Raw genomic sequence first — 15,508 nt, 5'->3', positions numbered from 1 at the left:
TGCAGTTCTGGACGCTTTGCTTCCTCTTTATGACGCAGAGCATCAGGCACGGCATTCCCACGCAGAGCGTGGGAACGATGGTCATCACCATGAGAGGGACAAATCAGCCGCGGTGACGGCCGCGGAAGTAGTTGATCAGCCCTTGGGTCGATGCATCGTCAGCCGGCTCTTCGGTGCCGCCGGTCAGACGCTGGTACACGGCCTTGCCCATCTCCTTGCCCAGTTCCACGCCCCATTGGTCAAAGGCATTGGTGCCCCAGATCACGCTCTGCACGAACACCTTGTGCTCATACATCGCCACCAGTGCGCCAAGACGACGAGGGCTGATGCGTTCGACCACCAGGGTGTTGCTCGGACGGTTACCGGGGATGACCTTGTGCGGTGCCAGTTTCTGCACCTCTTCCTCGCTCATGCCCTTCTCGCGCAGCTCGGCTTCGGCTTCGGCGCGGGTCTTGCCCATCATCAATGCCTGGCTCTGTGACAGGCAGTTCGCATACAGCCACTGGTGATGGTCGGCAACCGGGTTGAAGCTGACGATCGGCACAATGAAGTCGGCCGGAATCATCTGTGTGCCTTGATGCAGCAACTGGTGATAAGCATGCTGACCGTTGGCACCCACGCCGCCCCAGATGACCGGGCCGGTGTCGGTGGCGGTTGGCGTACCGTCCTGACGGACGCTCTTGCCGTTGGACTCCATGTCCAGTTGTTGCAGGTGTTTGGTGATGTTACGCAGGTAGTGGTCGTACGGCAGGATCGCGTGGCTTTGCGCATTCCAGAAGTTGCCGTACCAGACACCCAGCAGCGCCAGCAGCACCGGCATGTTCTGTTCGAAAGGGGCGCTCTGGAAATGCTGGTCCATCGTATAGGCGCCGGACAGCAGTTCCTTGAAGTTGGACATGCCGATAGCCAGCGCGATAGGCAGGCCGATGGCCGACCACAGCGAATAGCGACCGCCAACCCAGTCCCACATCGGGAAGATGTTTTCTTCACGGATGCCGAAGGCTACGGCTGCCGCGTTATTGCTGGAAACCGCGATGAAGTGGCGATGCAGTTCAACTTCGGAGCCGCCCTGCGCCAGGTACCAGGCGCGTGCAGCCTGAGCGTTTTTCAGGGTTTCCAGCGTGTTGAAGGACTTCGACGAGACGATGAACAGCGTGGTCTCGGCGCGAATTTTCATCGACAGTTCATGAAACTCGCTGCCATCGATGTTCGCCAGGTAATGGCAACGCACACCTTTGTGCGCGTAGGCCACCAGCGCTTCGGAGACCAGCTCCGGGCCGAGGAACGAGCCGCCGATGCCGATGTTCACCACGTCGGTGATCGGCTTTTCGGTGTAACCGCGCCACAGACCGTCGTGAATTCGGCCGACCAGTTCGGTCATCTGATTGAGTACGCGGTGTACGTCCGGCATCACATCGACACCGTTGACTTTCAACTTGTCGCCGACCGGCCGGCGCAGAGCGGTGTGCAGCGCCGGGCGACCTTCGGATGAGTTGACCAGCTCGCCATCGTATTGAGCCTTGATGGCGTCCTTGAGGTTCACTTCGCCCGCCAGGCTGACCAACAGATCACGGGTTTCGGTGGTGATCAGGTTTTTGGAGTAGTCGAGAAACAGACCGGCGCTGCTGAGGGTGAATTGGCTGAAGCGCTGCGGATCAGAATTGAACGCTTCGCGCATGCTGAAATTCTGCATGGACTGGCGGTGTTTGCTCAACGCTTGCCAGGCGGGCAGAGCGGTCACATCGGAAGGATTGCGGTAGTACGCCATCGCTGCGGGTTTCCTTTAACTGGTTCTGTCTTTGGATATTCTTGGGGCGAGGTCGCAAGCTTTCTCACGGGCTATACATAGCAGACTACCCTTCGCGTATCCGTTTGTCTGCGCCTCGCCTTACATGACCCCGGTACTTTTTCGCACACAAGAAACCGGGGCTTGCGCTCAAATGCTGTCGGTTGTGGTTCAGGCAACCTGTACCGGTATGGCATTGCCGGTGTGGCTTAGTTCATTGCCACGGCGCATCCCGTCAGCCTCTGGTCAGGTGCAGATTGTCGATCAGGCGGGTTTTACCCAGGAATGCGGCGGCGAGGATGACCACGTCGCGATTTTCGGCAGTGGTCGGACGCAGGCTGGTGGCGTCACGTATTTCCAGATAATCGATACGAAAACCGGCTGCCTCCAGTTGCTGCTTCTTGCTCGTCAGCAGTGCGTCGAAATCCTGCTCGCCTGCGCTGATCGCGTCGGCGGTCTGGCGGATGGCCTGATACAGCGCGGGTGCCGCAGCGCGCTGAGCTTCATTCAGATAACCGTTACGCGAGGACAGCGCCAAACCGTCGTCGGCACGCACGGTAGGTTCGCCGATGATCTGGATCGGCATGTTCAGGTCACGGACCATGGCGCGAATCACCGCCAGCTGCTGGAAGTCTTTGTCGCCGAAAATCGCCAGGTCTGGCTGCACCATGTTGAAGAGCTTGCTGACGACCGTAGCAACGCCCTCGAAATGCCCGGGACGGCTCGCACCGCACAGGCCTTGCGACAGGTGTGGCACGCTGACCAGCGTCTGATCGGCCATGCCGTGAGGGTACATTTCCTCGACGTTTGGGGTGAACAGCAGGTTGCACCCGGCCTGCAGAAGTTTTTCCTGATCGGCCGCCAGGGTGCGAGGGTAAGTGGCCAAGTCTTCGTTGGGGCCGAACTGCAGCGGATTGACGAAAATGGTGGCGACCACGAAGTCGGCACGTTGGGCCGCCTTGGCGACCAGTGCGGCGTGGCCGCTGTGCAGGTTGCCCATGGTCGGGGTCAACGCGATCCGCTTGCCTTCGCTGCGTGCCCGCGCAACGGCGGCGCGCAGTTCCTGTACGGTCTTTACTGTGTTCATGCCGAGAATCCGTGTTCAGTTGCTGGAAAGCTGACGTCTTTGACCGCGGCCACGTAGGCCTGAATAGCCGACTGGATATCGGGCTGACCGGTCATGAAGTTTTTCACGAATTTGGGTACGCGCCCGCTGATGGACAGGCCCAGCATGTCGTGCAGCACCAGTACCTGGCCGTCGGTAGCGCTGCCTGCGCCAATACCGATGACCGGAATTTTCACCGCCTGGGTGATTTCTTCGGCGAGTTCGCTCGGCACACACTCCAACAGGATCATCGCTGCGCCCGCCTGTTCCAGCGCGATCGCGTCGGCACGCATCTGCCGTGCCTGTGCTTCCAGTCGACCCTGAACCTTATAGCCGCCCAGTACGTTGACTGCCTGCGGCGTCAGGCCCATGTGTGCGCACACCGGGATGCCGCGCTCTGCCAGCAAACGGATCGACTCGCCAAGCCATGCAGCGCCTTCGACCTTGATCATGTGCGCACCTGCCTGCATCAGCGTCGCGCTGTTGATGAAGGTTTGCTCCAGCGTGGCGTTGGCCATGAACGGCAGGTCAGCGAGAATCATCGCGCCCTGATTACCGCGTTTCACACAGGCAACGTGGTACGCGGTTTCGGCGGTCGTGACGGGCAGGGTGCTGTCGTGACCCTGCAGGACCATGCCCAGCGAGTCGCCTATCAGCAGCACTTCGACACCCGCCTGGGAGGCCGTGTGGGCGAAGGTTGCGTCGTAGCAGGTCAGCATGGTGATCTTCTCACCCTTCTGCTTCATGGCCAGCAGCGACGTAACGGTTATGTTCGGCATGTAAAGTCCTCCATCAGGCGCTGTGAAGACGGGTGTTCAGCGCGTGAGAGTCATCCTGGAAAAGCAGGCACACCGTCGTGTCGCGGTGTTTTGCAAAGGCCTGTTTCGCGCCCGTTCGCCTGTGGTGCGGCGGCGGGAGGCCTATCTTCGTGAGGAGGGGGCGTGAAGTCAATTGAAGGTGTTACCTGTGCGTCGGACCGGTTACACATGTGCGGTGACAGACAGGCTTTATGCCTCGGCGGGCAGGCGTTCAAGGCCCGTAAACGGGCAGTCTTTGAGTAGACGATCGAGTTCGCGTCCGTCGGCCAGCGTCAGGCCTGGGGCCAGCTCTGCCAGCGGGTACAGCACGAATGCCCGCGCCTGCATGTGGTAATGCGGCACCTTGAGGCGCGGTTCATCGATCAGGCGATTGCCGAACAGCAGAATGTCGAGGTCCAGCGTGCGAGGCCCCCAGCGTTCATGGCGTTCGCGGCCCTGATCCAGCTCGATGGCCTGTAGCGCGTCAAGCAGGGTCAGTGGCGTCAGGGTAGTGTCGAGTGCTGCGACGGCGTTGGTAAAGCGCGGCTGGCCGGGCAGCAACGAGTCGCTGACATAGAACGAAGACACGCCGGTCAGTTCACAATCGGGTAGTTGCGCCATTGCCTTGAGGGCACTGCGCAGTTGCTCGGCCGGGTCAGCAAGATTGCTGCCCAGGCCGATGTAAACGCGTTCAGTGGTCAACAGCGGTTCATTCACCGCTTTGCGCCTCGCCGGTGGTGCGCTTGCGTTTGGCACCGCTGTTACGACGACGCTTGCGTGGCGCTGCGCCCGCCGCTTCGGGCTTGTTACTCAGGTCACGAATCATGTCGCGGCGTTCGCTGTCGTTGCAGTCCTGATAATCGGTCCACCACTGGCCCAGACCATCGGTCTGCTCGCCCGCAGCTTCACGCAACAGGAGGAAATCGTAACCCGCACGGAACCTTGAGTTGTCCAGCAACAGGTCTGCACGTTTGCCCGAACGGCGCGGCAGGCGCTCCTGCATATCCCAGATCTCGCGGATCGGCAGCGTGAAGCGCTTTGGAATCGCGATGCGCTGGCATTGCTCGATAATCAGTTCGTGAGCGGCCTCCTGCATGGCTGCAATCGGCGGCATGCCGCGCTCCTGGGCGCGCAGTACCTTGGCCGGCAGGGCAGGCCAGAGCAGCGCGGCAAACAGGAATGCCGGCGTGACCGGTTTGTTCTGCTTGATGCGCAGGTCGGTGTTGATCAGGGCATTGCTGATCAGTGTATGGGTGTAGGTCGGGTTGTATTCCAGCGCCTTGGAACTGGCCGGGAACAGCGGTTCGAACAGTTCAAGGTCCACCAGCATTTCAAAGGTGGGAGCAGCATGCCCGGAGAGGAACAGTTTGAGCACTTCTTCGAACAGGCGTGCCGACGGAATATCGCGCAGCATCGGTGCCAGCGAGCGAATCGGTTGGGCGCTGTGCTTTTCGATGCCGAAGTCCAGCTTGGCAGCAAAGCGCACCGCACGCAGCATGCGCACCGGGTCTTCCTTGTAGCGTTGCTCGGGGTCGCCGATCAGGCGGATCAGACGGTTACGAATGTCGTGTACGCCATTGGCGTAATCCAGAACACGCTCGCTGACCGGATCGTAATACAGCGCGTTGATCGTGAAGTCGCGACGCTGGGCGTCCTCTTCAAGCGTGCCGTACACGTTGTCACGCAGAATGCGCCCGCTTTCATTGCGCGAGGACTGGTTGCTGTCCTCTTCTTCGTCATCCTGGGGATGATTGGCGCGGAAGGTCGCCACTTCGATGATTTCACGACCGAAATGGATATGCACCAGCTTGAACCGGCGGCCAATGATTCGCGCATTACGGAATTCGGCACGCACTTGTTCCGGCGTGGCGCTGGTGGCGACGTCGAAATCCTTGGGCGTGATATTGAGCATCATGTCGCGTACACAGCCACCGACCAGATAGGCCTGGTAGCCAGCGTTCTGCAGGCGTTCGACGATATTAACGGCATAACGGCTGAACTGGCTGCGTTGCAGCGAATGCTGGCTGCTATTGAGCACTTCAGGCGTGGTACGCGTATGTTGCTGCGGTTTGCGCAGTGGGGAACGAAATGACTGGAACAACTTCTTCAGCATGGGATGCACTGTTTGAAGGAATATTCGGCCAAAAACGTGGAATGACCGCATGATGGGCGGGGATTCTAGCATTTAGTCGGGGGATGGTGTAGGAAGCTGTCGCGGAAGGGCAAACGATGGCGCGTATTAACGCTGGGGAAGCTACTGGGGGAGCCGAAGCTCCCCCAAAGTGTGTGCTCTTTATTATTGTTTTCTGTATGGGCTTCTTGTTTTTGTTGAGTGCCCATTCACGAGACCTTCGTCTGTGAAACCTCCCAATCGGGAGTCAAGAGCAAACGGATTGCTTTGGTCGCTGCGTTGCAATGATCATTCGATCCAACCAGTTCAGGCTCTACCTAAGGGTAGTTTTTGTTGTTCTCGGCCTGGTTGCGGGGCAAGCCCCAAATACAACTCCTCTCCAAAAGAATCAGTTAGCTGCGCCTCCGCCGTGTTGTTCTTGTTATGCGTGAGTCGATTCGTGTTGTTTTTATTATGGGTGTCGTACTGCTTGTTGTTTTTCTTGTACTAAGCATATAGCAGAAGCTGTGCCAACTTTTGCGAAGCCCCGTAAACCGGGCGTTTGCGGGCGAAAGGCGGTTGTTGCGGGCATAAAAAAGCCGGGCCTGCGTTACCGTAAGACCCGGCTTTTGTTACGTGAAGTGTTTGCGGTAACAGTTTCTACCCGCTCTGCGCACCGCGTGCCAGAGCCTTTTGCCGCTTTTTACGTCTCGTTGGCGACGCCCTTGCGACGCGGAATGCCCAGACGCTGACGACGTTCCCACAGACACTTGCGACTGACGCCCAGTTTGCGCGCCAGCTCGGTTTCAGTCATATGGTCCTGATGCTCCAGAACGAAGTGTTGGAAATAGTCCTCAAGCGACAGGTCTTCGGCCGGCTCATTGCCCGTCGAGCTGGAAGACCCCGGCAGCGGTGCCATGCCCATGTACTCGTCGTCATCCAGACCGTCGAGCTCGATGTCGATGCCCAGCAGGTCTGCGGTGATTTCCGGGTTTTCGCACAGGATCACCGAGCGCTCCACCGCATTTTCCAGTTCGCGTACGTTGCCTGGCCAACTGTAATGGCGAATGGCTTGTTCGGCGTCGGGGGAAAACTTCAGGTCGTCGCGACCGACCTTGGCGCTCTGGCGTACCAGAAACGCACGGGCGATTTCCAGAATATCGCTGCCACGCTCGCGCAGAGCGGGGAGTTTCAGGGCGATGACGTGCAGGCGGTAGAACAGGTCTTCACGAAACTCGCCATTTTTGGCCAGTGTCTTGAGGTCGCGGTGGGTTGCGGCGATCAGGCGTACATCAACCTTTTGCGATTGCACCGAGCCGACACGACGAATCTCGCCTTCCTGCAAAACGCGCAGTAGGCGTGCCTGGGCTTCCAGAGGCAGCTCGCCGATTTCATCGAGAAACAGCGTGCCCCCGTCAGCAGCTTCAACCAGACCAGCACGACCTGCACTGGCACCGGTGAATGCGCCTTTCTCGTGACCGAACAATTCAGACTCGATCAGCGATTCAGGGATGGCCGCACAGTTGACCGAAATCATCGGCGCCTTGGCACGGCGTGACAGGTTGTGCAGGGCGCGGGCGACCAGTTCTTTACCGGTGCCCGACTCGCCCTGAACCAGAACATTGGAATCGGTCGGTGCCACTTTGCGGATCTTGCTGTAGAGATCCAGCATGGGCGGGCAAGAACCGATAATGCCTATCTCGCCATTATTATTCTGTGCCGGGCCTTTTTCAGCGCCGTTAGCCTTGGCAAGGGCGTTACGCTCGTCCTGAAGCCCCTTGACCGTCTGGCGATCACGCAGGATTCGCGAGACTGCCTGCAGCATTTCATCGTGATCGAAGGGTTTGGCGATGTAATCCACAGCCCCCATCTTCATCGAATCGACCGCTGAGCGCAGGCTGGCGTAACTGGTCATGATCAGCACCGGTTTGCCTTCGCCGAGCTTGATCAGTTCGGTACCCGGCGCGCCTGGCAGGCGCAGGTCGCTGACGATCAGATCAAAAGACGGAATGCTGAAGCGCTCCTGAGCTTCCTGAACGGAGCCGGCCTCACTGACTTCATACTGATTGCGTTCAAGCAGGCGACGCAGGGCTGAGCGGATAATCGTTTCGTCTTCGACGATCAAAATATGCGGCATTGATTCAGTTCTCTCGACGGTCTCAGTTCACGGTGGACGTCGCGTCGACATGACGTGGCAAGGTCACCCGAATACGGGTTCCACGCTGCTGCTCGGGATCGGCCGGGCTGTCGATAGTGATTTGTCCATAATGCTCTTCAACGATGGAATAGACCAGCGCGAGGCCAAGTCCGGTTCCTTCGCCAGGCTCCTTGGTAGTGAAGAACGGCTCGAACAATCGGTCCATGATTGCCTTTGAAATCCCACTGCCTTCGTCTTCGACGATCAGGTCCACCGTGTGCTCGGATACTTCGCTTCTGACCCTGACCGCACTGCCTGCCGGGGACGCATCGCGGGCATTGGAGAGCAGGTTGATCAGCACTTGTGCCAAGCGCTGCGGGTCGCCGACAGCCCAATGTTCGGGGTTGCACAGGTTATAGAAGTGTACTTCGAAATTGCGCCGGTTCAGCGCCAGCAGACCAATAGCATCCTGAGCCACCACAGCCAGACAAACGGCCTCGTCGCTGTGCTGATGAGCCCCCGCGTGGGCAAAGCTCATCAATGACTGGACAATGCGCGACACACGTTTGGTCTGTTCAAGTATCTGACTGCTGATTTCTTTCAGTTCGCCGTCTTCTTCACGCTCTTCACGCAGGTTTTGCGCGAGACAGGCAATGCCGGTGATCGGGTTGCCGATTTCGTGCGCCACGCCTGCTGCCAGTCGACCAATGCTGGCCAGCCGCTCTGAGTGCACCAGCTTGTCTTCAAGCATCTGCGTGTCGGTCAGGTCCTCGACCAGCACCACCAGGCCACTGTTGCCAGGGGCGAGAGGCTCGTTGATGGCCGCCTTGTGCAGGTTTAGCCAGCGGGTCTGGCCGTCCAGACCGAGTTTCTGCTTGTGCAGGTGCTCATCGGGCAGGCTGGCAAAGCCGGTAAGCAGGCTTTTCCAGGGTTCGGCAATGGTTTCCAGTCGCGAACCGACCACGCGCTGGGCGACGATGCCGGTCAGCTCTTCCATCGCCCTGTTCCACATCAGTATCTCCTGATCTTCGGCCAGCGAGCACACACCCATCGGCAGTTCCTGCAGGGTCTGGCGGTGGTAGCGGCGCAGGGCGTCGAGTTCGGCAGCAAGGCCGGTCAGGCGCGAGTGGTAGTCCTCAAGACGGCTTTCAATAAAATGTATGTCTTCGGTGACATATTTTTCGCTGCCCGATTTGTACGGCAGGAAGGTTTCCACCATGTCCTGGGCGACACTTGGCCCCATCAACCCGGACAGGTTGGCCTCGATCCTGTCGCGCAGGCGGCGCAGGGCATAAGGACGGCGCTCGTCGAATGGCAGGTACAGATCGCGCAGCGCCTGTTCGACTTCCTTCTGTGCGGCTTTCGCGCCCAGCGGCTTGGCCAGTTGGGTGGCGAATTCCTGGGGCGACACGGCATGCAGTTCACGGCGTTGCGGGCGGCGCACGTTATCGACCGCGCAGGCCTCGGCGGCTCCGACTTCTTCAGGGCTGGCATTGGTGAACAGGGATATCAGGGTGAACAACAACACGTTGGCCGCGAGGGACGCGATAGCTGCCATGTGCCAGCTGGTGTCGTCCAGCACGTAGATCATGTTCAGCCAGGGAATATAAAAGCCCTGCAGGTTGCCGATCAGCGGCAGCAGCATGCTGACTGCCCAGACCGCAATGCCGGCCAGCAGGCCTGCGATGAAGCCTCGCCGGTTGGCGGTCGGCCAGTAAAGCACCGACAGTACGCCCGGCAGGAATTGCAGCGTCGCAACGAACGCGACGATGCCGAGATTGGCCAGATCCTGCTGGGCACCGAGCAGCAGGTAGAAGCCGTAACCCAAGGCAATGATCGCCACGATCAGCCCGCGTCGCGTCCACTTCAGCCAGCGGTAGATGTTGCCCTCGGCTGGCGGCTGATAAAGCGGCAGCACCAGATGGTTGAGGGCCATGCCGGACAGCGCCAGCGTAGTCACGATGATCAGCCCGCTGGCCGCCGACAGCCCGCCGATATAGGCGAGCAGGGCCAACGACTTGCTGTTGGCCGCGATACCGATCCCGAGGGTGAAGTATTCCGGGCTGGTCGTGGCCCCGAGTTTGAGCCCGGCCCAGAGGATCAGTGGAACAGCGAGGCTGATCAACAGCAGAAACAGTGGCAGCCCCCAACTGGCGCTGACCAGCGAGCGCGGGTTGAGGTTTTCAGTGAAGGTCATGTGATACATGTGCGGCATGACAATCGCCGAGGCGAAGAACACCAGCAGCAGGGTGCGCCAGGGGCCTTCCTGCAACGGCGTGTGCAGCGAGGCGAGGGCGGTCTGGTTCTGCAACAGCCACAGTTCCAGCTGTTGCGGGCCGTCGAACACGCCATACAAGGCGTACAGTCCGACACCGCCCAGTGCAATCAGCTTGATCAGCGATTCGAAGGCGATGGCGAATACCAGCCCTTCGTGCTTCTCACGGGTTGCGATGTGTCGCGAGCCAAAGAAAATAGTGAACAGGGTGATCAGCGCGCAAAACGCCACGGCCACCCGATCCTGCACCGGTTCGCGGGTCAGAATGCCGATGGAGTCGGCCACTGCCTGAATCTGCAAGGCCAGCAACGGCAGTACGCCGATCAGCATGAATACGGTGGTCAGCGCGCCAGCCCAGGTGCTGCGAAAGCGGAAGGCGAACAAATCGGCCAGCGATGAAAGCTGGTAGGTGCGGGTGATTCTGAGGATCGGGTAGAGCAGCACTGGCGCAAGCAGGAATGCACCGGAAACCCCCAAGTAGCTGGACAGAAAACCGTAGCCATACTGATAGGCCAGGCCGACCGTGCCATAAAACGCCCAGGCGCTGGCGTACACGCCCAGTGACAGGGTGTAGGTCAACGGATGACGGATGATCCAGCGTGGAATAAGGCCGTGCTCGCTGACCCAGGCTACACCGAACAGCACCAGCAGGTAGGCGGCGCTGACCATCAGCATCTGCGTCAGACTAAAGCTCATCGGCATCTCGCTGGCTCTGCAGAATGAAAGTCACCACGATCAGGATCAGCCACAGCATGTAGGGGCGATACCAGGCACCGGTCGCATCGATCCACCAGTCCATGATGGCCGGAGAGAACAGATAGATGCCTACCACCAGAAGCAAAACCAACCGGTATATGTACATCTGGTCTCCCTGTGCTGGTAGATGAGGAGCGGCATGTTAACGGATGCCGGATAACCTGCAAGCATACTTGCGTCGCAGTTTGCGGCGACCGCTCTGGATCAGTCTATCCGGGCTTCTTCAATATTGCGCAGTCTGGGGATCAGGTCGGCGTTCCAGTGGCCGATTCCCCAGGCAAGCACTTCCTGCGCGGTGCCATCGGCCATGTGCGTATCGAGTGGTTGCCCCAGTGCCCGCAATGCCCGAATCAGCAGAGGGGTGGCCTGTTCGGCCGGCAACGGTGGCGAGCGATAGGATTTGCCGAGCTTGTGGCCATCCGGCTGGATGATCAGCGGCACATGCAGGTAGCGTGGCTGGGGCAAGCCCAGCAGTTCCTGCAAGTACAACTGGCGGGGCGTCGAGTCCAGCAGGTCGGCACCGCGCACGATATCGGTCACGCCTTGCCAGGCGTCATCGATTATCACGGCGAGCTGATAGGCATACAGGCCGTCGCGCCTGCGGATCACGAAGTCACCGCTTTCGCGTCCCAGGTGCATTTTGAATGTGCCCTGCACACGGTCTTCGAAGCGATATTCAAGCTCCGGGACCCGGATGCGGATTGCGGCGTTTTCCGGAGAATGTCCTGCATTGCGGCAGAAACCCGGATAGACACCCTGAAAGTCTTCAAGCTGTTTGCGCGAGCAGGTGCAGGCATAGGCCAGGCCATGATTGAACCAGCGCTGGAGTATTTCGGCGTAGGCATCATGGCGCTCGCTCTGCCGAGCCATCTCGCCATCCCATTCAAAGCCATAGCGCTCAAGGGTTTCAAGAATCGCGGCTTGCGCGCCGGCCACCTCGCGCGGCGGGTCCAGGTCTTCCATGCGTAACAGCCACTGGCCGCCGACTGCGCGAGCGTCCAGATAGGACGCCAGCGCTGCGACCAGCGAGCCAAAATGCAGATAACCACTGGGAGTCGGCGCAAAGCGCCCGATATAGGCCGGTTTTTTCATGGGCGGGATGTTACGGGTGGCTAGCTTGAGTGGGCAAGCGAAACGCGGTTGGTCTTCACGCGGACTCTTTTGACGATGTTCACTCTGCGCCGCGTTGCTCGTCCAAGACCGGACGCAGAGCGTCCAGAACGGCATGCGACGCGGAGCGTCGCACGATAGTTAATACTGTAACGCCCTACACGCAGCCGCTGCCAACGCAAAGCTTTTCGGTCGCGATAGCACTGGCGACGCAAATTGCGACGTTAGTGACGGCTGAGTCCTGGCGCTGATCCGGGGGTAGCCTGGCAGGACGCCAGGCTAGCCGCACCGGGCCATGGATGGCCCGTTGCGGCGACCTCCGGATCAGTGACAGGGCGAAGGAACACGACGAAGTCGGGCCGGAAACAGGAGCGAGGGGATTTGCCTACTTTGGCCCCATCAAAGTAGGTCGCCGAGGGGCGAAAAGGGGACTTGAGCAGAATCCAACCCACCTGACATCACAGAACTGCCATGTGACGCAGAGCGTCCAGAACGGCATGCGACACGGAGCGTCGCACGATAGTTGAGATTATCGTTCCTCACGCTCCAGCGTAGGAATGCCTTGGGCGACGCTCCGCGTCACAGATTTGTGCCGCATCGCACATTCAAGATCGGACGCAAATCCAGAACGACGAACCGAAGTGAAGCGTCGGCACGATAGTCAACGCGCGTATTGGCACGAGGGGCGTGATTCCAACAGGCACAAAAAAAGACGCCGAAGCGTCTTTTTCAGTCAAAGGCGGCCCCAGGTCACTTACCGACCTGTTTTTCCTTGATTTCAGCAAGTGTCTTGCAATCGACGCACTGGTCGGCAGTCGGGCGCGCTTCAAGACGGCGAATGCCGATCTCTACGCCGCACGATTCACACCAGCCGTATTCTTCGTCCTTGATCAGTTGCAGCGTCTTGTCGATCTTCTTGATCAGCTTGCGTTCGCGGTCACGGGCACGAAGTTCGAGGCTGAACTCTTCTTCCTGACTGGCACGGTCGGCCGGGTCGGGAAAGTTGGCTGCTTCGTCCTTCATGTGGTCTACCGTTCGGTCGACCTCTTGCATCAAGTCCTGCTTCCACTTGTTCAGGATCTTGGTGAAGTGCGCGCGCATGGGCTCGCTCATGTACTCCTCACCCTTTGTTTCCGGGTAGGGTGCAAAGCCGCCGATTAGATGGCTGTGTTGCTTTTCTGGGGTGGGCATGTCTGGACCGCCTCTCACTCTTCTAATCTATTGCGCAGGATTGTTCCATCACCGACACCCGTCGGCCCTGCAGCTGCAAGCGGGCGAACTTACCAGATCAAATCGGAGTGCGCTACTCCCGGTTGTCGAGCATGACGACGCCGTCCGCGTATAGAGATGGCTATTTCACATCTGCCCTTCACTTAAATGAACTCTAGTCGATGCGTACCGTCGTAGCTTTCTTTTATTCAGCATTCGACGACTGGGTTTTTCAGCCCGTTAAAGCACCGTAGTGCGGTCGGTTCGGTAGAATCATGCCGCGTCGTCATGACAATCATGTTTTTAATACCCGCACCCATAAAGGAATATCCATGCCCCAGCCTTACAGTGCACGTAGTCGCGCCATCGAACCTTTTCATGTCATGGCGTTGCTGGCGCGTGCCAATGAACTGCAGGCAGCGGGTCATGACGTTATTCACCTTGAAATCGGCGAGCCCGATTTTACGACTGCGCAGCCCATCATCAAGGCTGGCCAGACTGCGCTGGCAGACGGCAAGACTCGCTACACCGCCGCTCGTGGTCTTCCGCAACTGCGCGAAGCCATTTCCGGATTCTATGCCCGACGCTACGGCGTTGATATTGATCCCCAGCGCATTCTGGTCACGCCGGGCGGTTCGGGCGCGTTGTTGCTTGCCAGCAGCCTGTTGGTCGATCCGGGCAAGCATTGGTTGCTGGCCGACCCTGGCTACCCTTGCAATCGACACTTCCTGCGTTTGATCGAGGGCGAGGCGCAACTGGTGCCGGTCGGTCCGCAAGAACGCTATCAACTGAATCCCGAACTGGTGGCGGCTCACTGGAACCAGAACAGTGTCGGCGCACTGGTGGCATCGCCTGCCAATCCTACCGGCACGCTGCTGAATCGCGACGAACTGGCAGCCTTGTCACAAGCGCTGAAAGCTCGTAACGGCCACCTGGTGGTGGATGAGATTTACCACGGCCTGACCTACGGCGTGGAGGCCAGCAGTGTGCTGGAGGTGGATGACGAAGCGTTTGTTCTTAATAGTTTTTCAAAGTATTTCGGCATGACGGGCTGGCGCCTCGGTTGGCTGGTTGCACCGCAAGACGCCGTGGTCGATCTGGAAAAACTGGCGCAGAACCTCTACATCAGCGCACCAAGCATGGCGCAACATGCCGCGCTTGCCTGCTTTGAGCCTCAGACACTTGAAATATTCGAGCAGCGGCGCGCCGAGTTCGGCCGTCGCCGGGACTTCCTGTTGCCTGCGCTGCGCGAACTGGGTTTCGGTATTGCCGTCGAGCCGGAAGGGGCATTCTATTTGTACGCCGACATCTCGGCGTTTGGCGGCGATGCCTTCGTGTTCTGCCGGCATTTTCTGGAAACCGAGCATGTCGCTTTTACGCCAGGCCTGGACTTTGGTCGCCATCAGGCTGGGCATCATGTGCGCTTTGCCTATACACAGAGCCTGCCGCGCCTTCAGCAGGCAGTCGAGCGAATTGCTCGCGGTTTGCGTAGCTGGGGTGCCTGATGCGCTTTGCTCCGCAGCTTGAACAGGGACGCCTGCTGATCCGTTACAAACGCTTTCTGGCTGATATCGAAACCGACAGCGGCGAGCTGTTGACCATTCACTGCCCCAACACCGGTTCGATGCTCAACTGCATGATGCCCGGTGGGCGTGTGTGGTTCAGCCGTTCAAGTGACCCGAAGCGCAAGCTGCCGGGCACTTGGGAAATCAGCGAGACGCCGCAGGGCAGGCTGGCCTGTATCAACACCGGGCGAGCCAATACGCTGGTTGAAGAGGCCTTGCGCGCCGGGGTTATCAGCGAACTCGAGGGGTTTACGACGCTCAAGCGCGAGGTGGCCTACGGGCAGGAAAAGAGTCGTGTGGACTTTCGCCTTGAATACCCTGATGGCTATCTGTATCTGGAAGTGAAAAGTGTCACGTTGGGTTTCGATGATTCCAGTGTCGCTGCGTTTCCCGACGCGGTTACCCAGCGTGGTGCGCGGCACTTGCGTGAACTGGCCACGCTGGCGCGCGAGGGCGTGCGGGCCGTGTTGTTGTATTGCGTCAACCTCACCGGTATCGACGCCGTGCGACCCGCAAAGGAGATCGATCCGGCTTACGCGGCTGCGTTGCGCGAAGCCATTGACGCTGGTGTGCAAATTCTTGCCTACGGTGTGCACCTGACGTCAGACGAAATTGTTATTGACCGACGACTGCAGGTGCACTGGCTGGATTGAAGCGT

The 15,508-nt window shown here is 59.3% G+C and carries 12 protein-coding genes; 2 read left to right on the top strand and 10 right to left on the bottom strand.

From position 1 onward, the window contains the following. Nucleotides 1-103: 103 nt before the first annotated feature. The 10 genes from pgi to dksA all read right to left on the bottom strand — a co-directional run bounded on the left by pgi (nt 104) and on the right by dksA (nt 13,267). The gene (gene pgi, locus RYB66_RS07415; RefSeq protein ID WP_005745513.1) at nt 104-1,768 is read right to left on the bottom strand and encodes a glucose-6-phosphate isomerase; all 1,665 of its coding nucleotides are present in this window, start codon (nt 1,766-1,768) and stop codon (nt 104-106) included. 253 nt (nt 1,769-2,021) lie between these two features. Beyond that, the gene (gene panC, locus RYB66_RS07410; protein ID WP_316894156.1) at nt 2,022-2,873 is read right to left on the bottom strand and encodes a pantoate--beta-alanine ligase; all 852 of its coding nucleotides are present in this window, start codon (nt 2,871-2,873) and stop codon (nt 2,022-2,024) included. Further along, nucleotides 2,870-3,670 carry a 3-methyl-2-oxobutanoate hydroxymethyltransferase gene (gene panB / locus RYB66_RS07405; protein WP_005745516.1) on the bottom strand — a complete coding sequence of 267 codons (801 nt, stop codon included), beginning with the start codon at nt 3,668-3,670 and terminating at the stop codon, nt 2,870-2,872. Before panB ends, panC begins: the two co-directional genes overlap by 4 nt. Before the next feature lie 228 nt (nt 3,671-3,898). Continuing rightward, a complete protein-coding gene (gene folK / locus RYB66_RS07400; protein ID WP_005745517.1) occupies nt 3,899-4,405 on the bottom strand; it encodes a 2-amino-4-hydroxy-6-hydroxymethyldihydropteridine diphosphokinase in 507 nt (168 codons plus the stop codon). Beyond that, nucleotides 4,398-5,801, bottom strand: coding sequence for a polynucleotide adenylyltransferase PcnB (locus tag RYB66_RS07395; RefSeq protein ID WP_005745518.1), 1,404 nt, complete (start codon nt 5,799-5,801; stop codon nt 4,398-4,400). Before RYB66_RS07395 ends, folK begins: the two co-directional genes overlap by 8 nt. Nucleotides 5,802-6,501: 700 nt before the next feature. Beyond that, nucleotides 6,502-7,935 (bottom strand): sigma-54-dependent transcriptional regulator, encoded by a 1,434-nt coding sequence (locus RYB66_RS07390; RefSeq protein ID WP_004663726.1) that lies wholly within the window; start codon nt 7,933-7,935, stop codon nt 6,502-6,504. Between the two features lie 22 nt (nt 7,936-7,957). Beyond that, nucleotides 7,958-10,912 carry a sensor histidine kinase gene (locus RYB66_RS07385; protein ID WP_005732364.1) on the bottom strand — a complete coding sequence of 985 codons (2,955 nt, stop codon included), beginning with the start codon at nt 10,910-10,912 and terminating at the stop codon, nt 7,958-7,960. Next, a complete protein-coding gene (locus RYB66_RS07380) occupies nt 10,896-11,072 on the bottom strand; it encodes a hypothetical protein (RefSeq protein ID WP_002552060.1) in 177 nt (58 codons plus the stop codon). Before RYB66_RS07380 ends, RYB66_RS07385 begins: the two co-directional genes overlap by 17 nt. A 98-nt stretch (nt 11,073-11,170) precedes the next feature. Then, nucleotides 11,171-12,058, bottom strand: a complete 888-nt coding sequence (gene gluQRS / locus RYB66_RS07375) for a tRNA glutamyl-Q(34) synthetase GluQRS (RefSeq protein WP_057404278.1) — start codon at nt 12,056-12,058, stop codon at nt 11,171-11,173. A gap of 768 nt (nt 12,059-12,826) precedes the next feature. After that, nucleotides 12,827-13,267 (bottom strand): RNA polymerase-binding protein DksA, encoded by a 441-nt coding sequence (gene dksA / locus RYB66_RS07370; protein WP_002552063.1) that lies wholly within the window; start codon nt 13,265-13,267, stop codon nt 12,827-12,829. A 350-nt stretch (nt 13,268-13,617) separates the two neighbouring features. Between dksA and RYB66_RS07365 the strand changes: the two genes are divergently transcribed. Continuing rightward, complete coding sequence (locus tag RYB66_RS07365) at nt 13,618-14,790, top strand: pyridoxal phosphate-dependent aminotransferase (RefSeq protein ID WP_316894153.1); 1,173 nt, start codon at nt 13,618-13,620, stop codon at nt 14,788-14,790. Further along, complete coding sequence (gene sfsA, locus RYB66_RS07360) at nt 14,790-15,503, top strand: DNA/RNA nuclease SfsA (RefSeq protein ID WP_005745522.1); 714 nt, start codon at nt 14,790-14,792, stop codon at nt 15,501-15,503. Before RYB66_RS07365 ends, sfsA begins: the two co-directional genes overlap by 1 nt. Nucleotides 15,504-15,508: the final 5 nt, after the last annotated feature.

The sequence above is a fragment of the Pseudomonas syringae group sp. 243L2 genome, assembly GCF_032587875.1.
GTDB classification, from domain to species: domain Bacteria; phylum Pseudomonadota; class Gammaproteobacteria; order Pseudomonadales; family Pseudomonadaceae; genus Aquipseudomonas; species Aquipseudomonas amygdali.
The sequence above is the reverse complement of the archived record's forward strand: the minus strand, read 5'-3'. Positions and strand labels throughout refer to the sequence as shown.

Excerpts from the sequence above, each read along its gene's own strand:
- panB (WP_005745516.1), bottom strand. The coding sequence starts at position 3,670 with ATGCCGAACATAACCGTTACGTCGCTGCTGGCCATGAAGCAGAAGGGT.
- RYB66_RS07390 (WP_004663726.1), bottom strand. The coding sequence starts at position 7,935 with ATGCCGCATATTTTGATCGTCGAAGACGAAACGATTATCCGCTCAGCC.
- RYB66_RS07365 (WP_316894153.1), top strand. The coding sequence starts at position 13,618 with ATGCCCCAGCCTTACAGTGCACGTAGTCGCGCCATCGAACCTTTTCAT.
- pgi (WP_005745513.1), bottom strand. The coding sequence starts at position 1,768 with ATGGCGTACTACCGCAATCCTTCCGATGTGACCGCTCTGCCCGCCTGG.
- RYB66_RS07385 (WP_005732364.1), bottom strand. The coding sequence starts at position 10,912 with ATGCCGATGAGCTTTAGTCTGACGCAGATGCTGATGGTCAGCGCCGCC.
- panC (WP_316894156.1), bottom strand. The coding sequence starts at position 2,873 with ATGAACACAGTAAAGACCGTACAGGAACTGCGCGCCGCCGTTGCGCGG.
- gluQRS (WP_057404278.1), bottom strand. The coding sequence starts at position 12,058 with ATGAAAAAACCGGCCTATATCGGGCGCTTTGCGCCGACTCCCAGTGGT.
- dksA (WP_002552063.1), bottom strand. The coding sequence starts at position 13,267 with ATGCCCACCCCAGAAAAGCAACACAGCCATCTAATCGGCGGCTTTGCA.
- RYB66_RS07395 (WP_005745518.1), bottom strand. The coding sequence starts at position 5,801 with ATGCTGAAGAAGTTGTTCCAGTCATTTCGTTCCCCACTGCGCAAACCG.
- sfsA (WP_005745522.1), top strand. The coding sequence starts at position 14,790 with ATGCGCTTTGCTCCGCAGCTTGAACAGGGACGCCTGCTGATCCGTTAC.
- RYB66_RS07380 (WP_002552060.1), bottom strand. The coding sequence starts at position 11,072 with ATGTACATATACCGGTTGGTTTTGCTTCTGGTGGTAGGCATCTATCTG.